The organism is Chitinophaga sp. GbtcB8 (genome assembly GCF_019091455.1).
Classification (GTDB): Bacteria; Bacteroidota; Bacteroidia; order Chitinophagales; family Chitinophagaceae; genus Chitinophaga.
On record NZ_JAGXJN010000002.1, the window covers coordinates 294,373 to 319,326 of the forward strand.

15 protein-coding genes are annotated in these 24,954 nt (G+C 50.3%); 14 read left to right on the forward strand and 1 reads right to left on the reverse strand.

The features are described from left to right. Positions 1-13: 13 nt before the first annotated feature. From KVT36_RS04280 to KVT36_RS04345, 14 genes are all read left to right on the forward strand, one after another. On the forward strand, positions 14-2,257 hold the full coding sequence (locus tag KVT36_RS04280; protein ID WP_217602263.1) for a PQQ-binding-like beta-propeller repeat protein: 2,244 nt from the start codon (positions 14-16) through the stop codon (positions 2,255-2,257). A 21-nt stretch (positions 2,258-2,278) separates the two neighbouring features. Beyond that, complete coding sequence (locus KVT36_RS04285; RefSeq protein WP_217602264.1) at positions 2,279-3,181, forward strand: sugar phosphate isomerase/epimerase; 903 nt, start codon at positions 2,279-2,281, stop codon at positions 3,179-3,181. Next, entirely contained in the window at positions 3,178-5,061 is a 1,884-nt protein-coding gene (locus KVT36_RS04290; protein ID WP_217602265.1) for an FG-GAP-like repeat-containing protein, read from the forward strand. The genes KVT36_RS04285 and KVT36_RS04290 overlap by 4 nt, the downstream gene beginning before the upstream one ends. A 189-nt stretch (positions 5,062-5,250) precedes the next feature. Further along, positions 5,251-8,391 (forward strand): TonB-dependent receptor, encoded by a 3,141-nt coding sequence (locus KVT36_RS04295; RefSeq protein ID WP_217602266.1) that lies wholly within the window; start codon positions 5,251-5,253, stop codon positions 8,389-8,391. Positions 8,392-8,414: 23 nt separating this feature from the next. Beyond that, on the forward strand, positions 8,415-10,346 hold the full coding sequence (locus KVT36_RS04300; protein ID WP_217602267.1) for a RagB/SusD family nutrient uptake outer membrane protein: 1,932 nt from the start codon (positions 8,415-8,417) through the stop codon (positions 10,344-10,346). A gap of 11 nt (positions 10,347-10,357) precedes the next feature. Continuing rightward, a complete protein-coding gene (locus tag KVT36_RS04305; protein WP_217602268.1) occupies positions 10,358-11,119 on the forward strand; it encodes a DUF3823 domain-containing protein in 762 nt (253 codons plus the stop codon). A 75-nt stretch (positions 11,120-11,194) separates the two neighbouring features. Further along, complete coding sequence (locus KVT36_RS04310; protein WP_217602269.1) at positions 11,195-11,638, forward strand: c-type cytochrome; 444 nt, start codon at positions 11,195-11,197, stop codon at positions 11,636-11,638. A gap of 9 nt (positions 11,639-11,647) precedes the next feature. After that, positions 11,648-13,885, forward strand: coding sequence for a c-type cytochrome (locus tag KVT36_RS04315; RefSeq protein ID WP_217602270.1), 2,238 nt, complete (start codon positions 11,648-11,650; stop codon positions 13,883-13,885). Positions 13,886-13,901: 16 nt separating this feature from the next. Continuing rightward, positions 13,902-16,103 (forward strand): GH92 family glycosyl hydrolase, encoded by a 2,202-nt coding sequence (locus KVT36_RS04320; protein WP_217602271.1) that lies wholly within the window; start codon positions 13,902-13,904, stop codon positions 16,101-16,103. 12 nt (positions 16,104-16,115) lie between these two features. After that, positions 16,116-19,766, forward strand: coding sequence for a glycoside hydrolase N-terminal domain-containing protein (locus KVT36_RS04325; protein WP_254639834.1), 3,651 nt, complete (start codon positions 16,116-16,118; stop codon positions 19,764-19,766). A 31-nt stretch (positions 19,767-19,797) separates the two neighbouring features. Next, a complete protein-coding gene (locus tag KVT36_RS04330; RefSeq protein ID WP_217602272.1) occupies positions 19,798-21,225 on the forward strand; it encodes a GDSL-type esterase/lipase family protein in 1,428 nt (475 codons plus the stop codon). A gap of 274 nt (positions 21,226-21,499) precedes the next feature. Next, positions 21,500-22,147, forward strand: coding sequence for an START domain-containing protein (locus KVT36_RS04335; RefSeq protein ID WP_217602273.1), 648 nt, complete (start codon positions 21,500-21,502; stop codon positions 22,145-22,147). A gap of 96 nt (positions 22,148-22,243) precedes the next feature. Then, positions 22,244-22,720: an ester cyclase gene (locus tag KVT36_RS04340; protein ID WP_217602274.1), complete on the forward strand. Its 477-nt coding sequence runs from the start codon at positions 22,244-22,246 to the stop codon at positions 22,718-22,720. Between the two features lie 45 nt (positions 22,721-22,765). Continuing rightward, positions 22,766-23,353 carry a Crp/Fnr family transcriptional regulator gene (locus KVT36_RS04345; protein WP_217602275.1) on the forward strand — a complete coding sequence of 196 codons (588 nt, stop codon included), beginning with the start codon at positions 22,766-22,768 and terminating at the stop codon, positions 23,351-23,353. 95 nt (positions 23,354-23,448) lie between these two features. Here the strand turns inward: KVT36_RS04345 and KVT36_RS04350 are convergent, their stop codons facing one another. Beyond that, positions 23,449-24,906 carry a hypothetical protein gene (locus KVT36_RS04350; RefSeq protein WP_217602276.1) on the reverse strand — a complete coding sequence of 486 codons (1,458 nt, stop codon included), beginning with the start codon at positions 24,904-24,906 and terminating at the stop codon, positions 23,449-23,451. Positions 24,907-24,954: the final 48 nt, after the last annotated feature.

Consider the following 24,954-nt stretch of genomic DNA (forward strand, 5'->3'; position numbering starts at 1 on the left):
CACGTCATTTTTTATGCGCCTGAAGCAGAGAGGTATTTCAAAAGTATGGGTAGTACTGGTTTTGTTTGCCTGTAATGTAACCGTAAAAAGCGGCAGGCATACCAGCTGGCAGCAATACGGCGGCGGCGCGGATCAGTCCAGGTTTATGGAGCTGAAACAGCTCACAAAAGCCAATGTGAGTCAGCTGCAGGTAGCCTGGAGCTATCCCACAGCGGACAGTGTACAATACCTGTTCAGCCCTGTGATCATTGATACTGTAATGTACCTGCTGGCAAAAAATAATTCGCTGGTAGCGCTGAATGCAGCTACAGGCAAAGAGCTGTGGATCCATGCCAACCTGGGAGGTATTACCTGGCGCGGGATCAACTACTGGGAAAGTAAAGATAAAAAGGACCGGCGCCTGATCTTTTGCCTCAACAATACGTTGCAGGAAATTGATGCAGCCACGGGAAAGTCTATAGCCAATTTTGGTACTAATGGGTATGTATCGCTGAAAGAAGGGTTGGGACGTGATCCCAATACTTTCTCGCGGGTACAAAGCACTACACCGGGGGCGGTGTTTGAGGACCTGATCCTGCTGGGCTCTTCGCCCGGGGAAAACCTGTTCTCAGCACCAGGACATGTCAGGGCATACAGCATCATCACGGGTAAGCTGGAATGGGTATTCCACACCATTCCGCATCCGGGTGAGTACGGCTATGATACCTGGCCTAAAGATGCTTACAAATATGTAGGCGGTGTAAACACCTGGGGCGAAATATCGGTAGACGCTCAACGCGGCATCGCATATTTTCCCGTAGGCTCGCCCACATACGATTACTACGGCGCCGACCGTGCCGGCAGTAATTTGTTCGGTAACTGTTTGCTGGCGCTGGATGCACGCACGGGAAAACGTTTATGGCATTACCAAACCGTGCATCATGATCTGTGGGACTATGACCTTACCGCAGCACCGCAGCTCATTAGGGTAAGGCATGAAGGAAAGTGGGTAGATGCCGTGGCCCAGGCCACCAAGCAGGGTTTCCTGTTTGTGTTTGACCGTGTAACCGGGCAGCCCTTATGGCCTGTTGAAGAACGGCCCGTGCCTTCCAGCGATATGCCGGGCGAAGAAACCTGGCCTACGCAGCCGGTGCCCACAGTGATACCGCCTTTTACGCGGCATGTGGTGAGAAAGGATGATCTCAATCCTTACTTTACGCCGGAGCAAAAGCAGCACTGGGAGAAGCGCATCGCCGCAGCACGCACGGGTTTATTCACCCCGCCATCTGACCAATACGAAACCATGGTTATACCGGGAGCAACAGGAGGGGCCAACTTAGGCAACTCCGCTGCTAACCCGGAAGCAGGGCTGGTGTATGTAGCCAGCATGGATTACGCATCAGTATTCAAGCTGGAAAAACTTATGCCCAATGAAGGGCCTATGACAGCCGCCCGCAACAACCGCGCACAGGCTGTATACGCGCAGTATTGCCAGTCGTGCCACGGCGCTAACCGCGGTGGTGGCTTAGGCCCATCATTATTGAACCTGGGTGCCCGCGTACCGCTGGAGAATTTTAAAACCATCCTGGCCACCGGGAAAGGACAAATGCCCGGCTTTCAGCATATAGATGAAAAGAGTGTAACAGACCTGTATGGTTTTCTGGCAGGCATTCAAAGTAATGAGGCCATGCGTGCCCGTCCGCCGAAGCCTGAACCGGTAATGCCGGCCGGTCCGGTAGTAGCTTCCGGTGGAATGGCAGTACCGGACAGTATTACAGGGCGTTCATCAAAAATGATGCGCACATACCCGGAAGGCGTGAAGGCGCCGGAAGATCATTACACCACGGATTATGGTTTACAGTATTCCAATTTAATGAGCCCCCTGTGGTCGTCCATTACGGCATATGATCTGAACACCGGCACCGTAAAGTGGCGGGCGCCTTTAGGGCAGGACGAGCGCATAACAAAGCTGGGCGGCAAGGGCACTGGTATTCCCATTGGCTCCCAGCGTAAGGGTATGATCGTTACCAGCACAGGATTATTGTTTGCTACCGCTAAAGGTGGCAGGCTGTATGCCTTTGATGCAGATAACGGCCAGGTATTATGGACCGGCAACCTATCCTGGGAAACCCAGGGCTTGCCCGCTATGTACCAGGTTAAAGGACGCCAGTACATTGTAGTAAGTGCCAATGCACCTTTCACGAATGAAACAATTGACAGATCAAACGCCCCGGGCGCATTGCCCCGGAGTTATGTAGTATATGCATTACCCGATTAATGTGTACATCAATTTTACGCTATGAACAGAAAAGCCTTCATCATCCAATCCTCAGGCCTGTTGTTATCCGTATGGGTATCTTCTTCGCTGCCTGTTTTTGCGGGCCGCAAAGATAAAATGGACCGCATCGGTATGGGCACCGTATTGTTCCGCTATCGTTTTAAACAAACCCGTCCTAAAGAGATCTCCACTATCAAGAACGAGCTCACCCTGACAGCTGTGCCGGCGTATTATAAAGAACGTTTCAATATCCGCAACCTGGAGTTCTGGAGCAATCATTTTGAATCGCTGGAAAAGCCTTACCTGTCTATGCTCAAGGATCGTATTAAAGCAGCCGGCAGCCGTTTGGTGAATGTGCAGGTAGATAGCAGCTACGATCTTGCAGCGGTTGATGAAACAGAACGCCAGCGCAGCATGGCGCATGTAAAAGAATGGCTGGATGCGGTGGCTTATGTTGGCTCAGCTTGTGTGCGTGTAAACCCCGGCAGAGCAGGCGGCTCCCTGGAAAAGAGCATAACCTCCATGAAAGAAATTAACCGCTACGCCAAAAGCAAAAAACTGGTGCTGCTCACTGAAAATCACTTTGGAATTGAAATGAACCCGGACACGCATATACGAATTGTAAAAGAAGCAGGCCCCGGCAATATTTATACACTCCCGGATTTTGGTAACTATCCTGTGAAAAGCATGTTTGCCTCCCTTGAAAAAATAATGCCGTACGCATATCTCATCTCCGCCAAGGTCATGAAGTTTAATGAACAAATGCAGCATACCTCCTACGATTTCGATAAATGCGTGCAGCTGGCGGAGCAGCATGGCTTCAAGGGCATTTACTCCGCAGAGCAATGGAGCCCGGAGTTCCAGGATGCGGATTATGAAAAAATAGGCGATTGGTTAATTGAACACGTGAAGAATAATATATGAGAGTGGTCATTATCCTGTTACTACTGGCGCTAAGCGCACATGCACAAACCGGGCAAAGTTTTGTACCGGATGGCACATTCAGCGGTTCCGTATTAGGCCCATGGCATGGGTTAGGTGCTGCAAAGTGGCAGGCGCAGAACGGCACACTCACGGGTACGGCTAATGGAAACAGCGGCTGGCTGGTGCTGGATAGCAGCTATCAGGATGCCGGCCTGCATGCACAGTTCAAATGTACGCCCGGTACAGAAGCCGGTTTCCTGTTCCGTATGGAAACAAGGAACGACAGCATTAAAGGGGTGCTGGTATCCATAAAAGACAGCGGTATCATAATATATAGCATAGTGCTTAACACGCAGGGTAAAGAGCTGTTGCGTGAGCCATTACGTTCCGCCGGCAGCATTGTGCGCCTGGCGCCGCCGCCAGATCCGCGGGGCAGCAGCAATAACAATAATAACAACCGTAACCGCCGTGCTGGCGGACCGGAGCTGCCTTTACAACGCCCGGAAACGGCCTTGCGCCCTAATGACTGGAACACAATTGAAATATTTATAGATGCCAGCATCATCCGTACTTTCCTGAATGATGGCCGTGAATTGGGCGCCGCTGCTGACGATGCAGGACTTTATGGCCCCATAGCCCTGTACGTAAGCAACGGTACAGCGCAGTTTAAAACAATAGGCTGGAAGGACCTGGCTCAAAAGATCATCCCCCAAGAAGCTACCGGACCGCGTTTCCAGGTACAGCGTATTAGTGATATGTATTATTCCTGGGGCGCTGCAGCAGCAGACTTTAATAAAGATGGGTATACCGATATTGTGGCCGGTCCTTACATTTACTTTGGCCCGGATTATACCCGTCTGCGGGAAATTTTTCCCGCCTCAGCCTACAATCCTTCCAAAGAGTTTACAGAAATTAATTGCCAGTATACTTACGATTTCAATGCCGACGGGTGGCCGGATATTTTTACCGGCCCGCCGCGTGCCACCGTGTACCTCAATCCCAAAGGGGCTTCCCGCCGCTGGGATAAGTTTGAGGTGATCCCCTCCGTGCAAACAGAGATCACCGTGTTCAGGGATCTTGATGGCGATGGTAAACCGGAGCTGGTATATGGCGCAGAAGGTACGCTGCGTTATGCCAAACCCGATCCCGCAGATCCTGCCAAACCCTGGGTGCCGCATATTATTTCCGGCAATGGGTATATGATGGGCCACGGTATTGGTACCGGCGACATTAACGGCGACGGGCGTACGGACATTGTAAATCCCAACGGCTGGTGGGAGCAGCCGGTTACGGACAATGGCCGGCCATGGTCCTATCATCCCGCAGCCCTGGCGCGTTATGGCCACCGCAGCACCGGTGCAGGTGGCGCAGTAATGGCAGTATATGATGTAAATGGCGATGGGAAGAATGATGTGGTTACCAGCCTCAATGCACATGGTTTTGGCCTGGCCTGGTTTGAACAAACGCAGGATAGCAGGGGCAGCATCACTTTTACGCAGCATCTCATCATGGACGATTACAGCAGCAAAAATGCAGGCGGCGTAACTTTTTCCCAGATCCACGGCACTACTGCCGCAGATGTGGATGGCGATGGCATCCCGGATTTTATTGCCGGTAAACGTTACTGGTCGCACCTGGACAATTACTTTGACCCGGACCCTTACGGCGCACCGGTGCTGTACTGGTTCCGCACTGTGCGCGATCCCAAAGCACCCGGCGGCGCTACGTTTGTACCAGAGCTGGTGCATAACCGTTCCGGCGCAGGCTCAGATATCCTGGCAGCAGACCTGGATAAGGATGGGAGAGTGGAGATCATCACCTCCACAGACCGGGGAACTTTCATTTTCTGGAATAAAGGAAATAAGATCGATCATAAATAAAAATAAACCGTGTGGGTTAAATGACGCGGCAAAAAAACAATAATCGGCCCCAATTAGTGCACTAATTATGGTGTTTGTTAATGGGAATGGCAGGCCGGTTAATCTGTAATTAAGCATTTGTTAAGCGGTGCCCGCTTAATTTGTCGCCGGTACAACCAATTTTTAAATCCACATTTTAAACACCACGGTATGAAAAAAATTCTATTTATGGTACTGGCGTGTTGTGCGATGCTGCAAGGTTACGCACAGAACATCGCCGTCAGGGGCAGGGTCACGGACGACACCGGCGGGCCGCTTATTGGCGCAGCCGTAAAAGTAAAAAATGGTAACACGGGCACCGTTACCAACACAGAAGGCCGGTTTAATCTCAACGTTCCCGGCAACGCCACCTTAATTATTTCCTATGTAGGGTATGTAGCAAAAGAAGTACAGGCCTCCGCACAGGAGCTGAACATTTCCCTGGCGCGTAATAACAGCAGCCTGGGCGAAGTAGTAGTGGTAGGCTACGGGCAGCAGCGCCAGGCTACCCTTACCGGTTCCATTGCCACCATAAAAGGTGATGAGATCAAGACCACCCGCAATGAAAATGTGCTGAACATGCTCACCGGCAAGCTGCCCGGTGTGCGCGTAGTACAGAACAGCGCAGAGCCAGGGTCCTTTAGCAACAGCTTCGACATTCGCGGTTTAGGCTCACCGCTCATTATCATTGACGGGGTACCCCGCGGTACCCTGAACCGCCTGGACCCGAATGATATTGAAAGCATTTCCGTACTGAAAGATGCTGCCGCCGCAGTATACGGTGTGCAGGCCGCCAATGGTGTAATACTGGTTACCACCAAAAAAGGTAAGGCAGGCACCACCCAGCTAAACTACACTGTTACAGTAGGCATGCAAAAACCATCCGGTTTGCCCAAAGTGCTGGATGCCACGGACTGGATGACCTTATTCAATGAAAGAGCCCTGCACAACGTAAACGGCGGTACACCGGTGTACAACCAGAACGATTTTGATGCTTACGCCAACGGCGCCAAAACCAGCACCGACTGGTATGGCGCAGTAGTACGCAACACAGCCCCGCAAACAGAGCACAGCCTCACTGCCAGCGGCGGCTCCGAAAAAATGACCTACTTCGTAAGCCTGGGTTACCTGAGCCAGCAGGGTTTCTGGAAATCGGGCGACCTGAATTACAAAAAGTACAACGTACGCTCTAACCTTACGGCAAAAATTTCCAGCACACTCACTGCGGAGCTGCAGCTGAGCGGTATTTCCGATACCCGCAACCAGCCCTATGAAGATTCCTGGGGCATTTTTAAAGCACTGTGGCGGCATCCGCCCACTTATTCATTGTATGCAGATAACAATCCTGATTATATTAACTACCTGGACGATAATGGCACCAGCGCGCTGGCCCTTACCAACGCAGCTATTGACGGGTATAAGCGGTCTGTGTCCAACACTTTTCAGGGCACCTTTACACTTAACTATGCCGTACCTTTCCTGGAAGGCTTAAATGCCAAAGCGCTGTATAGCTATGATTATGCCACGTCAGACAACAAGAACTTTGCACGCTCTTTTAATGTATACCAGGCAGTGAAAGTGGGCGATAGCACCGTGTTTAATCCCAAACCGCTGCAAACGCCTTCTAACGTAAACCGGTATTACTCCGCCGCACCTAACACCATGCTGCAGTTCTCATTAAACTACAGCCACACCTTTGCCAAAGCGCATAATGTGGATGTGCTGGCATTGTATGAGGAGCGTACGCAAAAGTCAGACAACTTCAGCGCCAGCCGTTACCTGGTATTAGGTACGCTGGACCAGCTGGGCACCGGCACTACTGCCAACCAGATTGGCACGCAGGACCTGGGTGGCTTAACCAATTACGCCACCAAAAGTTATGTGGGCAAGCTGCATTATGATTATAATGCAAAGTATCTGCTGGACCTCAGCGGCCGTTACGATGGCTCCTCCCGTTTTGCGCCCACTGGCCAGTGGGGCTTCTTTCCAGCCGTATCTGCCGGTTACCGCATTTCTGAAGAAAGCTTTATTAAGGACAATCCAAAGCTTACGTTCATTGATAACATTAAGTTCCGCGCCTCTTATGGGGTAATGGGCGATGCCAGCGGCCTGCGTTTCCAGTACCTCACCGGTTACGACTATCCTTCATCCGGCAACCTGCAAACCCTGCCCGGCGGTTCTGTGTTTGATGGCAGCTACACCAATGCCTTAGGTTTCCGCGTACTGCCTAATCCAGGTATTACCTGGTTTAAATCCAAAACGCTCAACTTCGGTTTGGATGCAGATTTCTGGAAAGGTTTATTCGGCTTTCAGCTGGATTGGTTTAAAAGGGACAGGAATGGTTTGTTAGCCAACCGCCTGTTATCTCTGCCAGGCTCATTAGGCGCAGCACTGCCGCAGGAGAACCTGAACAGTGACCAGAGCAGCGGTCTGGAGCTGTTGCTTACGCACCGCAACCGCATAGGGCAGATCAGCTATAACATCAGCGGCAATATTTCTTACTCCCGTACCAAATGGAAACATTATGAACGCGCAGTAGCCGGTAACTCTTACGATAACTGGCGCAATAACGTGAACGACCGCTATAACGATGTATGGTGGGGTTATACGGGCGCGGGGCGTTTTGAATCCTTCAATGATATTTATAACTACAACATAGACAATGGCGGCGGCAACCGCGCCACCCTGCCAGGTGATTATAAATATGAAGACTGGAATAACGATGGTTATATAGATGACCTGGATCGTCATCCAATTGCATCCACGTATAATGGTAATACAGACCGGGGTACCAGCACGCCCAATCCGCCCCTCATCAACTTTGGGGTAAGTTTTGGGGTTAGCTACCATGGATTTGATCTGAGCGCGCTGATCCAGGGCGCTGCCATGAAATGGATCGCTTACCCGGAAGCGCTGGCCACGCCGCTGAACTTTAATGGTAATGCCCTGGAGCAGTACATGGACCGCTGGCACACAGTAGATCCTGCGGCAGACCCCTACGATCCCAATACGCAGTATGTGCCCGGTTATTTTGCCATGACAGGCACCGGCTTCGATGGGAACTCCTCTTTTGCAGTAAAGAATGCTGCCTATGCCAGGCTTAAAAGCGTGGAACTGGGCTATACATATGTGTTTTCGAAATCCGTTACCCGTAAGGCCGGTTTAAGACAAGCCAGGTTGTATGTGAACGGGTACAACATTTTCACTGCAACGGGCATACGCTACGTGGATCCGGAACATCCATCGGACCTGTACGGGTATGTGTACCCGCTGAACAAAACGTATAATGTTGGGCTGAGTGTAGATTTTTAATGATTAACTAAAGCATTCCAAAAATGAAAAAATTCATATATCCGTTACTGATACTGCTGTGTATAGTCACCGCCTGCAACAAGCTGGGCATATTGCCCGATAATATTGTGCAGGATAAAGATGCCTTTGCCAGCACCGGCGGCGTTACCGCTTATTTTGCAGGCCTGTACAACCGCCTGCCCATAGAGGATTTCAAATATAACATCAACACCGGTTATAACCAGTTCAATTATATTCAAAATCTCAATAACCTTACCGGAGAATCTATGTCCAGGGAAGCTGGTAGCGCCAGTGCCGCGCAAACCGGCTACTGGGGCGATGCCTATGTGGTGATCCGTAATGCCAATTACTTCCTGGAAACCATGCCCGCCTATGCGTTCAACTTTAACCAGAGCCAGGTGAACCAGTGGCTGGGCGAGGCCCGCTTTATCCGCAGCTTCACTTACTTTGAGCTGGTAAAACGTTATGGTGGCGTACCCATTACGCCCGGCGTGCAATTCTATCCCCAGCAGGGTTTAGAGGAGCTGCAGCTGCCCCGCAGCTCTGAGCAGCAGGTGTATGATTATATTGGCAAAGACCTGGACACGGCCATTATGCTTATGAACAATACCAGCGAACAGCGGGGCCGCGCCAATAAGTTCATAGCTGCAGCGCTCAAGTCAAGGGTTATGCTGTTTGCAGGCTCCATTGCAAAATATAATACCAAGAACATCTCCGATCCCGCCACAGGTGCGCAGGTGCAGGGCATTCCCGCTACAGAGGCCGTACGTTATTTTAAGGAATGTTATGCCGCCGCAAAACTGGTGGAAGCAGGTGGTTACACGCTTTACCGCGCATCCGCCAATAAGGAGGAGAATTACTATAATCTGTTCTTTGATGTGAGCAGCGCCAATAAGGAAGCCATTTTCATGAAAGAGTACAGCGATCTGAATGCAGTGCACAGCTTTGACCTGTTTGCCATCCCTAACCAGATGAAAGGCAAGGATGGTTACAGCTCTTACATGAACCCCACTTTAGATTACGTAGAGCTGTTTGATGGCCTGCCCCGCAATGCAGACGGCAGTCTTAAAACCATTGATGCAACTACAGGCCAGTACGCGTATTATGATAATCCGTACAGCTTTTTCCAGAATGCAGAACCGCGTTTGCTGGCAACAGTATTAATGCCTGGCGCCACTTTCAAAGGCCAGGTAATAGATATCCGCAGGGGTATTTATAAAGGTGATATTGCAGGCGGCATTAATCCATTTCCCGGCAGTGTAAGCCCTTTCCCTAACACTACCAATCCTTACGCCAACAACCCGAACATAGTACCGGCAGTTAACAGCAGCAACCTGCCTTCGCCCATGGTGGACCTGCCTAACGGGCAAAAAATGAATGCAGGCGGCTTAAGCGGCACTTACGGTACTACCGGTGGTTCTGTAACTATTTCCGGTTTCTTCCAGCGCAAGTACCTGGATCAGCGCAAGCCGGTGGCAGATGTGATCGTGAACAAATCTTTCCAGCCCTGGATAGAGATGCGCTACGCAGAAGTTTTACTGAACCGTGCAGAAGCAGATTACGAATTAATGACGGCCGGGCAAAATGATGCAGACTACCGGCAGGATGCTTATACCTGCATCAACGACATCCGCGACCGTGCCGGCGCTACGCTGCTGAGCAGTGCAGCCGATCTTACCAGCATTAACGTGATCCGTAGTGAAAGGCGCAAGGAGCTTGGGTTTGAGAACAAGATCTGGTGGGATATTAAACGCTGGCGCACGGCAGATGCCGAAATTCAGAACCGCGTATGGCTGGTGCTGAATCCCATTTATGTAGCTGCCAACGGCAAATACATTTTTGATAAAAGAAGGTACGAAGGTAACCAGCAGTTCACTTTCCAGCCCATGTGGTATTATGAGCAGATACCCAATGGAGAGATCACCAAGAACCCTAAACTGGTACAAAACCAATAAAAAGTCAAACAATGAAACGCACTTATATATACACAACAATTTTTTGCATGGGGCTGGCTTTGCTAAGCGCCTGCACCAAGAACGATAACTACGAGGAGCCGGCTGAAACGCTTACCGGACGTGTAATTGATAACAGCACCGGGCAGCCCATCCAAACAGAATCAGCGGGGATTCGTTTACGTTTGGAAGAGCAAAGCTGGAACAACGGGCAGGGCGTAATACCGCAATACTTTAACGTAAAACCGGATGGTACTTTTAACAACAGCCGCCTGTTTAAAGGCAAGTACAAAGTATATCCTATGGATGGCGCTTTTGTACCCCTGGTAACCACCACCACACCGGTAATTGATAACAGTAAAACGGTAGATATCTCCGGGGTAACCAGCCTGGAATTTAACGTAGATCCGTTCCTGAAAGTAGAGTGGGTAGGGGAGCCGGTAGTGAACCCGGATAAAACAATAACCGTGCGGTGTAAGTTCACACGCGGCACCACCAATACCGCTTACCAGTTTAATGTAACAGATGTGTTCCTGTATGTATCTACCACGGATTTTGTGAGCAACGCCAGTTACGACAACCGTTTCTCTAACCAGGTAAAGTACAACGGAGCAGATGGTAATGCGCTGCTGGGACAAACCATCAGCATTACCACCAAAGGCACGCTGGGCAACAGCCGCACCTACTATGTACGTGTAGGCGCCCGCACAGCTGATAATGTAAACAAGCGGTATAACTATAATGCGCCTAAGCCGGTGAATATACCGGGGGCATAAACAGTAGAAAAGTCCATGAACTAAAAAAAATAGTTCATGGACTTTCAAAACAGAAAATATTAAACTGCATATTCAATGACCAGATGCTTATTGCTGGCAGGCTTTCTCCTGATAGCCGCCACTGCCCACAGCCACGTCGAACAAAGGGATCAAACCAAACCCAAACAGGGGCCGGTAAAAAAGGCGCCTGCCAAAACTGCAAGCGCTAAACCGGCTGCTAAACCAGCTCCCAAACTGCTAGCCAGCGCGCAGGACATTGCAGACGGTGAAGCCCTGCTCTCAAAATCCGATTGCCTGGCCTGTCATAAAGTAGATCAGAAGCTGGTAGGCCCCGCATACCTGGATGTAGCTAAAAAATATCCCGCTACAGAAGCCAGCGTAACGCAGCTTTGTGCCAAGGTGCTGAACGGGGGCGCAGGCGTATGGGGCCAGGTAGCCATGGCGCCGCATCCTGCCTTACCCGCAGCAGATGCCAAAAAAATGGTGCAGTATATTCTTTCCCTCAATAATGCTAAATAACAGATGGTCATGAGCAAAGCACATAACAAATGGCGTATAACAGCAGGCTTATTATTAGGCAGCCTGCTGATATATCATTGCAGATCATCGCAGCCGGCCCTGCAGCGCGACGCTACGGGTAAGGTGATCGTAAACCCGCATCCCGATCCTTCCTACAAAACAGTGAAAGAAGCCATGCAGTCCATTTACCTGCAGCCCGGTTATCACCTGCAGCTGGTGGCCAGTGAGCCTATGGTGCAGGAGCCCGTGGCTATTGTATGGGACGGCAATGCCCGAATGTATGTAGCAGAAATGCGCACCTATATGATGGACATTAACGGCACAGACGAAAACAAACCCATTTGCCAGGTATCCCTGCTGGAAGATACCAACGGCGATGGTAAAATGGATAAACGTTCCACCTTTATAGACAGTATGGTGCTGCCGCGCATGTTGTTATGCGTAGGCCACAAGCTGCTGGTTAACGAAACCTATACGTATAACATTTACAGTTATGCAGATACCAATGGCGATGGCAAAGCAGATGAGAAAGTGCAGGTGTATAAGAACGATACGCCGGACACCCGCAACCTGGAACACCAGAAAAGCGGCCTGTTATGGAACCTGGATAACTGGATCTATGTAAGCTGCGACCCCGTACGTTATAAGTATGTCAATGGTAAGCTGGTGGCAGATTCCCTGGCTAATTCACCGGGCGGGCAATGGGGCGTGGGTAATGATGATCTTGGCCGTTTGTTCTTTTCCAGCGCAGGCGCGGAAATACCGGCGCTGGGTTTCCAGATCAATCCTGCTTATGGCATCTTAAACCCGCGTGATCAGTTCAATGATGCTTTCCAGGCTGTATGGCCCATTATTGCTACACCGGATGTGCAGGGCGGTATGGGCCGTTTGCGGCCGGATACCACGCTCAATCATTTTACTGCCAGCTGTGGTCAATCTGTTTTCCGCGGTAATGCATTGCCAGCCGATATGAAAGGTGATCTGCTGATCTGCGAGCCCGTGGGCCGTTTGATCCGCCGTGCAAAAGTGATAGATAACAACGGGAAAATAACATTGGAAAATGCCTACAACCAGCAGGAGTTCATTACCTCCACAGATATGAACTTCCGCCCCGTAAATACCACCACCGGCCCTGATGGCTGTTTGTACATTGTAGATATGTACCACGGCATTATCCAGGAAAGCAACTGGACCAAAGAAGGCAGCTTCCTGCGCCCGCGCATTATAAACAAAGGCCTGGATAAGAATATTGGCCGCGGCCGTATTTACCGCGTGGTGCATGATGGCTACAAACCCGGTCCCAAACCGCATTTGCTGGATGATAGCGGTGCACAGCTCTTAACGTACCTGGATCATCCCAATGCCTGGTGGCGGGAAAATGCGCAAAAGGAAATTATTGTGCGCGGAGATCAGTCATTGGTGCCGGCGCTCCGGCAAATGGCTGCCGGCCCGCATACCACCCTTGGCCGCATACATGCCTTGTGGACCTTAGAAGGCCTGAATGCCATTGATAAAGAAACATTATTAAAAGCGCTGAAAGATACAGCTGCGCAGGTGCGTAAAACAGCGGTATGGATCAGCGAACGTTATGTGAGGCAAGATGATGCAGATATGATCCGCCAGCTGGCAGCCTTAAAGAACGATCCTTCTGCAGATGTGCAGGTGCAGCTGGTAAACACGCTCTCCATCAGCAAATCAGACGATGCAAAAGCCCTGGCTGCAAGCATTGTAAATGCAGGCGCCGATAAAGAATTTATGCAGGGCGTAGCGCACAGCATTGAGGTGAATAACAACACAAAACTCTTTGGCCGCCGTTTAGGCAGCATGCCCACGGCCAGCCGTAACAGGATACTGCAGGGCGCAACTATTTACAAACAGCTTTGTTCTACCTGTCATGGGCCGGATGGTAAAGGCATTGTAGTGGGCAATGGCTCAGCGGCAGCGCCGCCTTTCGTAGGCTCTAAACGTGTAGATGGGGATGATGTAACCCTTATGAAGATCTTGCTGAATGGCTTAAGCGGGCCTATTGATGGCAAAACGTATACAGATGTAATGGCGCCTTTTGGTGCATCTAATAATGATGAATGGATAGCATCAGTGCTCAGTTATGTACGTTACAGCTTCGGTACCCGCAGGGAAAGGAACCGGGATAATTCTCCCGTTGTATCCGTAGAAAAAGTAAAACAGGTACGGGCTGAAACTGCCAGCCGTGGCAAGTTCTGGACCTTAGAAGAATTGAGGCAGTAAGTTTAAACAATAATTAATGAAGTATTTCACACTTATAACGGCTTTCTTATTATCAGCAACGGCCCAGGCACAAACAAAATACGTTGATCCGTACATCGGTTCCGGCGGGCATGGGCATGTGTTTGTAGGCGCCAGCGTGCCTTTTGGCGCAGTGCAGGTGGGGCCTGCAAATATTTTCAAAGGCTGGGATTGGGATTCCGGTTACAATTATGGCGATAGCATCTTGATCGGTTTCTCACACCTGCATCTGAATGGTACCGGTATTGGCGACCTGGGAGATATCCTCATCATGCCGTACACCGGCGAAATTAAAACCGATAAAGGCACAGAATCCAACCACCGCACAGGTTATGCATCATTATACTCACACGAAAATGAAAAGGCAAAACCCGGTTATTACTTTGTAAAGCTGGATGATTATCACGTATCAGCAGAGCTAACCGCAACAGAACGGGTAGGTTTTCATCAGTACAATTTCCCGGGAGATGCTACTGCCCGCGTGATCATAGACCTTAAAGAAGGTACGCAGGACAAAGCCACCGCCACTTTTATAGAACAGGTAGATGCGCAAACCTTTAAAGGTTACCGTTACTCCACCGGCTGGGCTAAAGACCAGCGGGTATATTTTGCAATCCGTACCTCCATACCTGTTAAACAGTTCAGCGTATATAATCACGATCAGCTGTTGCAGGGCAGCAGGGGAGAGGGCCCTGCCATTAAGGGTTTGATGAGTTTTGAGGAAGGCCCCTTCACCCTGCAGATGAAAGTAGGCATCTCACCTGTAAGCGCAGATAATGCCCTGGCCAATATAGACGCTGAAATACCCGGCTGGAACTTTAAACAGGTAGCGCAGGCCGCAGACGATCAATGGAACAAAGAGCTTTCTAAAATTCAGATAGACACTAAAGACGACAAAGAAAAGCGCATTTTTTATACCTCCCTCTATCATACCATGATAGACCCGGCTGTTTTCAATGACCACAATGGCGATTACCGCGGCGCTGATAAACAGGTGCACACGGGCGCCAGCTTTACGAACTATTCCATCTTCTCCATGTGGGATACGTATCGGGCCGCCCACCCTTTGTACACACTCATTGAACCGGAACGCACAGCAGATATGATCAACGCCATGCTGGCTATTTATGACCAGCAGGGCAAGCTGCCCATCTGGCACCTCAATGCCAATGAAACCGGCACCATGGTAGGCATCAGCAGTATGCAGATAGTGGCGGAAGCATATCTCAAAGGCATTAAGGGCTTTGATGTTAACCGTGCCTACAATGCCATAAAAGCCACTGCCATGGGCGATAGCCTGGGCCTTATGTACGTGAAGAACTTTAAACCCATACCCGGCGATAAGTTCCGCGGCTCTGTAGCCCGCGGCTTGGAATATGGCATCAGTGATGCCAGCATTGCCCTGATGGCAAAAGCGCTGCATAAACAGGACGACTACACGTATTTCTGGAAACGTGCACAAAACTACCACCAGTACTACGATCCCGGCACAAAGTTTTTCCGCAGCGTGTTCCTGGATGGTAGCCGCCGCCCCGCTTTTGATGCCATGAAAGCGCCCAACCCGGATTATACAGAAGGCAATGCCTGGCAATACCTTTGGCTGGTACCTGGTGATGTACCGGGGCTCATAAAGCTCTTAGGCGGAGAAAAATCCTTTGCGTCAAGGCTGGATAGTTTCTTTACCCTGGAAATGAAAAGCAGTACGCTGCAGGACCTTACCGGTTTAATTGGGCAGTACGCCCATGGCAATGAGCCCGGCCACCATATCAGCTACCTGTATGCCTATGCAGGGCAACAATGGAAAACAGCAGAGAAGGTGCGTTACATTATGAAGGAAATGTATCACGATAAACCTGATGGCATTATCGGTAATGAGGACTGCGGGCAAATGTCGGCATGGAACGTGTTCTCATCCCTGGGTTTTTATCCTGTGTTCCCGGCTTCCGGCGCGTATGTGATCGGCAGCCCGGCGGTGGATAAAGCCGTGATACAAACACCTTCCGGCAAACCCTTTACCATTATTGCTGTGAATAACAGCCCGGGAAATATTTATGTGCAGCGTATTACGCTCAACGGTAAGGAGTACACGAAAAGCTACCTGCTGCATGCTGATATTGTGAAGGGCGGCACCCTGCAATTCTGGATGGGCAGCAAACCTAATTATAACTTTGGAACATCACCCGCATCGCGGCCACAATAAAACACCAGCTGAATGAAACTATACGCATTAATAACCGCCATGATATTAACGGCTTTCAGCAGCTACTCGCAAGGGTACCTGCCGGACGCCAACACGCTGGACAAAAAAGTGATGTTCGGCTACCAGGGCTGGTTTGGTACGCCTGGTGATGGTTCTGGCAATGGGGCCTGGAAACACTGGTTCCGCAATAACCAGCCGGATTCCGCGCACGCCACCTTTGACTACTGGCCGGATATGCGCGAGTACCCCGCTGATGTTCAGGAAGCTACCAGCATGGTATATGCCAATGGCCAGCAAGCAAAGCTGTTCTCCGCCTACAAATACGCCACGGTAGACCTCCATTTTAAATGGATGAAAGAACATGCCCTGGATGGCGTATTTGCACAACGTTTTGTTACTGAAATAAGAGGAGAGAACGGGCGCAAACATTTTAACCAGGTAGTACGCAACATTAAACAGGCCAGTGAAAAATATGAGCGCGTGTACTGCATTATGTATGATATTTCCGGCGCAGGCCCGCGTTGGAAAGAGATCATCATGCGCGACTGGCAATACCTGGTAGATTCCCTGCAGATCACTAAAGGCTCATCTTATTTACATCACAAGGGCAAACCGCTGTTAGCCATCTGGGGCCTGGGTTTTGACCATACCACCTTTGCTACGGCACAGGCTACGGATTCCCTGCTGCAATGGTTCAAACAAGGTAAATACCAGGCCACCATTATGGGTGGATTAAACAATACCTGGATGCAGCAGCCGGAACCCTGGCGCGCTGTGTTCAATAAGCTGGATGTGATCAGCCCCTGGGCAGTAGGCCGGTTTAAGGATGCAGCAGGCGCAGATAAATTCTGCAATACTTCTGTAATACCGGATAAAACGTATTGCGATCAGCAGCACATAGATTACATGCCCGTAATATGGCCGGGGTTTTCCTGGTATAACCTGCGCAATGGTAAATCGCCCTTTAACCAGGTACCGCGTAATGGCGGCAGCTTTTTCTGGCATCAATCTTATAATGTGATCAAAGCTGGTGTGAATATGGTGTACATTGCCATGTACGATGAGGTGGATGAAGGCACCGCTATGTTTAAAATAGCGCCGGCAGCGGCACAAAAACCAGCGCATGCGCAGTTTGTATCGCTGGACCAGGATGGGCAGCAGCTGCCCTCAGACTGGTATCTGCAGCTGGCTGGCGCTACCAGTAATATTGTGCGTGGTAAGGCAGCTAACAGCCCAAATATTCCAATGTCGCCCGCCGCTCCGCAGGATAAAACATTGAAGCTGTGGTACAACGCGCCTGCAGGCAAGGTATGGGAAGCTGCGCTGCCAGTGGGTAACGGGCGTTTAGCAGCTATGGTATACGGCAACCCTGCAACAGAAACATTACAGCTGAATGAAGCTACGTTGTGGAGCGGCAGCCCTAACCGCAACGATAACCCGGATGCATTAGCCGCCCTACCGGAGATCCGTAAGCTCATCTTCAACGGGCAGTATAAAGAGGCCAGTAAAATGGCCGCGCAAAACATACAGTCTAAAAAGAATAACGGCATGAAGTACCAGACCGCAGGCGAGCTGCAGCTGGACTTTGCGGGCCATGATCAATACACAGATTATTACCGGGAGCTGAACCTGGAAACCGCCATCGCCAAAACATCCTATAAGGTGAACGGCACTACCTTCAGCCGCGAAGTATTTGCCTCCACGCCTGGCCAGGTGATAGTGGTGCACCTCAGCGCTACAACACCCGGCAGTATTACATTCCGGGCATCCTTTCATAGTGAGCATAAGTCAGCAATAAGCGTATCTGGAAATGATGAGCTGAAACTTTCCGGCATCAGCAGCGATAAGGAAAACGTACCTGGTAAAGTAAAATTCCAGTCGCTGGTAAAGTTCAGGAATGAGGGAGGTAAAGTAACCGCATCAGGCGATGTTATTAACGTAACCGGCGCTGACGCCGTTACGCTGTACATTTCCATGGCCACAAACTATGTGAACTACCAGGATATTAGCGCCGATGAAGGCAAACGCGCTACAGATTATTTAAGCAAAGCATTAACTCAAAACTACCAGCAGCTGCGCAGCGCGCACATAGCTGCCTATCAAAAATATTTCAACCGTGTGCACCTGGACCTGGGTACTACGGATTCCGTTAAAAACCCAACGGATATACGCTTACGCGATTTTGCGCAGGCCAATGACCCGCAGCTGGTAGCCTTGTACTTCCAGTTTGGCCGTTACCTGCTTATTTCCGCTTCCCAGCCCGGCGGGCAGCCCGCTACCTTACAGGGCCTGTGGAATAACAAGATGGATCCGCCCTGGGGCAGCAAGTACACCATTAACATTAATACGGAAATGAACTACTGGCCGGCAGAAGAAACCAATCTCCCGGAAATGCATATGCCGCTGGTGCAAATGGTAAAGGAGCTGTCTGTTACCGGCAGGGAAACCGCGCGTGTAATGTATGGCGCCGGTGGCTGGGTGGCCCACCATAATACAGACCTGTGGCGTATTACCGGCCCGGTAGATGGTATTTATTCTGCAATGTGGCCCATGGGCGGTGCATGGCTTAGCCGGCATTTATGGGAAAAGTATTTGTACAATGGCGATAAAAAATACCTGCAAAGCGTATTTCCGGCACTGAGAGGCGCTGCACAGTTCTACCTTGATTTTTTAATACCCGAACCCACGCATCAATGGCTGGTGGTATCACCTTCCATGTCGCCGGAAAATGCGCCGCAGGCGCATCCCGGGATCTCCATCAGCGCAGGCGCCACCATGGATAACCAGCTGGTGTTTGATCTTTTTTCCAACACCATTCACGCCGCGGAAATATTGAATACAGACCCCGAATTAGTGGCTAAGCTGAAGGCTACCCGCAGCAAGCTGCCACCCATGCAAATAGGCCAGTACAGCCAGCTGCAGGAGTGGCTGCAGGACCTGGATAATCCGGAAGATAAACACCGTCACGTATCGCACCTGTTTGGGCTGTACCCGGCCAATCAGATCTCTCCTTACCGCACGCCGGAGCTGTTTGACGCGGCCCGTACCTCTTTAATACAGCGGGGCGATATTTCCACCGGCTGGTCTATGGGCTGGAAAGTAAACCTCTGGGCCCGCCTGCTGGATGGTAACCATGCCTGGCAGCTGATCAAAAACCAGCTTACGCCGGCAGGAAAGAACCACGCAAAGGAGAACAGTGGCGGCGGTACATATCCCAACCTGTTTGGTGCGCACCCGCCTTTCCAGATAGGTGGCAACTTTGGCTGCACAGCCGGCATTACGGAAATGCTGCTGCAAAGCCAGGATGGCGCCATTGATCTGCTGCCTGCTTTACCGGACGATTGGAAAAGCGGCAGCATCAGCGGCCTGCGTGCAAGGGGCGGTTTTGAAATTGTAAATATGCAGTGGGAAGATGGTAAGCTGAGTAAGGTCACTATCCGCTCTGCGCTGGGAGGCAATTGCCGTTTACGCGTGCCTAATGCGCTGCAGGGCAAGGGCCTGAAAGCCGCCACGGATGCTAATAGTAATCCGTTCTTTCAGCCGGAAACCACACCCCGCCCGCTCATTAATGAAAAGGCAAAGCTAACAACGCCTACGCTGAAGGCAACACAGTTATATGATCTTGCCACGCAGGCAGGAAAAACGTATACGTTTACCCGCTAAAGCTGCGGCACACATAATAACGCTATTGAACATGAGAAAGCTTATCATATTATTCCTCATCCTCTGCACCATCGCACCCGCCATGGCGCAGAAAAAAATTACCTGCATAGGCGCCAGCATTACCTATGGCGCTACTGTGCCGGACCGGGAGCATAACTCCTTTCCCGCGCAGCTGCAAGCCCTGCTGGGCAAGGATTACATCGTAAATAACTACGGTGTAAGCGGCACTACCTTATTAAGCAATGGCGATCATCCTTATATAAAAACAAACGAATACCGGCAAGCCTTGCAAAGCAACCCGGATATAGTGTTCATTGACCTGGGCGGCAATGATAGTAAGCTCATTAACCGCGTGTACATGCATGAATATGAAGCGGACTATCACGCCCTTATCAGGTCATTTACGCAGCTGCCATCCCATCCCCGCATTATTTTATTAGGCCCGGTAGTGTCTTTTGTAACAGATACCACCGGCATTTGGGATGCAGTGATCGTAAAACAGGTGATCCCGCACATGCAGCAGGTAGCCCTGCAGGAGGGCCTGGAAATGCTGGACATGCATCCCTTGCTGATCAACAAACCTGAGCTGCTGCCCGACAACATCCATCCCAATGCCGCGGGCTCCGGTATTATGGCCAAACGTTTATACGATCAGCTAATGGTGCAGCGCGATCCTGCTTTTGATATTTTCAAACAGCTTAGCATACCCACCACTGTCAGCGCTTTTTACGGTTATGCCTGTGCAGATTTTACGCTGGATAACCATGCCTGCAAAGTGGTAAAACCTAAATGGGCGGCCAAAGGCCATCCCTGGATATGGCGCGCCCGTTTCTGGGGCCATGAGCCGCAAACAGATCTTGCATTGCTGGAACGGGGTTATCATGTGGTATACTGCGATGTAGCAGAGCTGTTTGGTAACCAGGCCGCCATTCAAACCTGGAATCATTTTTACGATCTGCTGCAGCACGCCGGCCTGGCCCGCAAAGCCGCCATGGAAGGCATGAGCAGGGGAGGCGTATATGTATTTAACTGGGCCGCGGAAAACCCGGACAAAGTAGCCTGCGTGTACGTGGATAACCCTGTGCTGGACCTTAAAAGCTGGCCCGGTAGTTTAGGGAGGGTAAAACCGGAACCTAAGGAGCTGCAGCAGCTAAAAGCAGATTACGGTATTACTACCAATGCACAGCTGCAGCAGTTCAAAGGCAGCCCTGTAGATAAGGTAAAAGAGATTGTGAAGGGGAAGTATCCGATACTTATAATATGTGCAGATGCAGATGAGGCAGTGCCACCAGCAGAGAACACCCTGCTGTTTGAGCAAAAAGTAAAGGCGTTACATGGGAACATTACGGTGATGCATAAACCCGGGTTTAAACATCATCCGCACAGCTTACCCAACCCTTCACCTATCGTTGAGTTTACTCTAAGCGCAGTGACCCCTGCGCTTTTCATTGTTCAATAGCGTGAAAAAAGGGCCGGTTATTCTTGGCTGGCCCAATTTTTTCTTTTCTTGTTCAGCCACACCCACTAACCTTTAGGTTAGTAGCATCCCCACCAGGCCCCCGGCACAAGCCGAAAGCATAAAGCGCAAAGCATAAAGCCCTCCGCTGCATTAAGCTTTCCGCTTTCTGCCTTCTGCTTTCCGCTCTATAACATTCGTGTGACCAAAAACCCCGCAGTTCTCCGTAACTTGCACCCAGAAAGGAATTAGTTACAATCAACCTGGCTTTATGCGTATGAACAAAAGAACCTTGATACTGTGCGTGGCAATGTTGTTATCCCTCCTGGTAAATGGGCAGCAAAAATGGACCCTGAAAGCAAGGGACGGAGATATGGAGATCTATACCAAAAATATAGAGAACTCCCACCTCAAAGCCGTAAGGGTACGCTGCCTGGTACCCGCCACCTTATCCCAGCTGGTAACCGTGATCTTAGATGTGAACACCGGCGCCGAATGGGTATACAGCACTAAATCCAGCACTTTATTAAAACAGATAACCCCGGCAGAGCTGTTTTATTATTCAGAAGTAAGCCTGCCCTGGCCTGTCAGTAACCGCGATTTTGTAGCACACCTGATCACCACACAGGACCCGCAAACCAAAATAGTTACTATCAACGGGCCTACCGTAGCGGATTATGTACCGGAAAAAAAGAACATCGTACGCGTACACCGCTCCTATGGAAAGTGGATCCTCACACCCGTTAAGCAAAAGTCCGTACAAATAGACTATACACTGGAAACAGATCCCGGTGGCTCTTTGCCTGCCTGGCTGGTGAACCTGTTTGCCACCAAAGGCCCTTCTGAAACCTTCAAAAAGCTGAAAGAGCAGCTGGCCAAACCGCGCTACCAGAACGCGCAGCTGGCATTTATTACAGAGCCTTAGCGGGTAATAATTGATCTGCATCACACAAAACCATTATCATACATCATTGGAATAAGGCCGCCAGGAACGGAACTTTGCAGCGAAAAGCTATAAACTATGCGGCAAATTCTGATCCTGGTAATGGGTGTATTGTGCGCCTCCTATAGCTGCCCACCCACACCGGCAGCACAAAACAAGCAGATCGTACAACGTTACTTTGCAGAAGTATGGAACAGTGGCAAGCTGGAGGTGCTGGACGAGCTGCTGGATCCGCAGTACATTAACCATACGCCCAGCACGCCTGACCCGCCACCCGGGCCAGCCGGCCTTAAACCCATTGTGGCGGCCATCCGCAAGGCATTTCCCGATCTGCATTATGAAATAAAAGACCTTATTGTAAATGACAGCATGGCCGTGGTAAGGGTAATAATGACCGGCACGCAAAGGGGCGATCTGTTCGGGCAGCCGCCGACCGGCAAAAAGATAGCAGTGAACCAGATCAACATAGAAAAGATCCATCATGGAAAGATTGTGGAGCACTGGCGGGTAACCGATGAGCTGACCCTTATGAAACAATTGGGTATAGTGCAATAGCGCAGGTAAAATGTTGTAACTATGCAGTTGTAAACCTGGTTAGCAATGCATCAGTTACTCATCAACAACTTTTGCAGGTACATTTCTTTAACGGAAGAGGAAAAAGCAAAGATCCCCGGTTTTTTCCGGCACAAAAAGCTGCGTAAAAGACAATACCTGCTGGAAGAAGGCGCCATTTGCAACGCCGATCACTTTGTAATAAAGGGCTGTTTACGCCAGTACGAAGTGGATAATGAAGGCCGGGAAAACGTAATGCAGTTTGCTTTGGAAGACTGGTGGATAGCTGACCTCTATAGTATGCTTACCCACACGCCATCCTTATATAATATTGATGCTTTGGAGGATACAGAAGTACTTGTGCTGGAATATGCCCAGCAGCAGCAGCTGTTCAATGAAATACCAGCCATGAACATTTACTGGCGTATGATCATGCAAAAGGCTTTTGTTACCCTGCAGCGACGCGTGCTGTTCTTACAAAAACCTTTGGAAGAACGCTACCAGGATTTTTTAGCGCAATACGCCTACTTTGAACAGCGTATCCCCCAGCACCAGATAGCCTCCTATTTAGGCATTACCCGCGAATCCCTGAGCCGCATTCGCAGTGCTGCGCTAAGCATAAAGCGGAAAGCATAAAGCAAAAAGCATAAAGGAGAAAGCATAAAGCAAAAGCCTTCCGCCTCAACCCTTCGCTGCATTAAGCTTTCTGCTTTCCGCTTTAAGCTTTCCGCTCACAAATTATGTATATACGCCAGCATAAAACCGACCGAAAACCGCCGGGCCTTTACATCCGTGGGATCGCCCTGCAGCACGTTATTTTCATTGGGATGATCAAAGTTAACATCCTGAGGAAAGTGATGGGTAACGCCATAGGAGCAAAGAAAGCCGGTGCGGAAATTAAACTTCTTTTGCTTAAAGTTGGCGCCCAGCGCCCAGTGTACAAGGTTCCAGTACGCAGTATATGGCTCATAGCCGGTTTGGTCTTTGAACTGGTCTTTGTCGGCATAGCTCATATCCGTTCTTACAGAGCAATAACCCGTTACTGAAGGCCGTATGTTGTAGCTAACGCCAACGGCTACATTTAGAATGGCCTTGCGCGCATCGTGCAGGCGTACGAACTCACGGGTTAAGCTGGAATTACTGCCGGTGTCGGGCCGTATAAAAGCATCGCTCCGGGGTGTAATTACATTATACTCCTTTACCCGGCAAAAGTATTCCGCTGTTACATATAGCTGTCCCCGCCTGAAATCATAGGCATAACCCAGGGCAGTGCTCAGCGGCATTTTAAAGGTTGTTTTCAGGCTTTCCTGCCGGCTGTTGGCCAGGAGGCTGTAAAAATCCTTCAGGGCATCTTCATACATATTATTTATCGTATAGTCCGTTACGATAGTACCGGTGCCCCACACATGCAGCAATGGGGAGCTAACTGTCCACCCCAGGTGATGGCGGCCTGCATCATAGGCAAGCCCTGCTTTAAAGCGCAGCCCCGCATGAATGTAGTTGGCCAGGTAATAAGCACTGGTGCTTACCAGCGGTAGTGGTAGCGGTAAGCTGTCAATATCGGCATTTGCCAGCGCGCGGGTATTGCTGATAACATTATAATGCTGCTGCCGCAGCTGCGCTTCGGCAGAGATACCGGCGGAAAGGCGGGGTGTAAGCCGGAAACCGGTGCTTAGCAGGGCGGAAGTTTCACTTACCCGGTTTTCCAGCACATAATCGCCCACAAAGTATTCATCGCCGGGGCTATAAGCATCATTCAGCACATTGATCTTATCATCACGCCGCTGCGAGGCCTGGAAGCGGAATCCCGGGGAATTTATCAGCGCATAGGCAATTACTACCGGCGCCTTTTTGCCTAACGATATGCTGCCGGATAACATTTGCGGCACAATCCGGACACTATTATTGTGCAGGTCCCTTCCGGTACCGGCGCCGTTTTTGATCTTAGTGGCATCCAGCTGGTAAATATTAGCGGAAATAGTGCTGATGGCAATACGGTTCTTGTTGGAAAGGCTCAGCAGGGCAGGGTTATAGAACAGCACACCACTATCACGGTTGCTGGCAATAACGCTGCCGGGCGTTAGCAGCACCCCGGGACCGTAGTTGTTTGACCAGTAATGCGCATCCTGGGCAAATGCAGGCAACATAACAATAGTGATACAGTACAATAGCAGGAGGGTTCTGGGCATGGCAATGGCTGTTTAATTATATTGGTAACTAACATTGCAGCCCTGCAA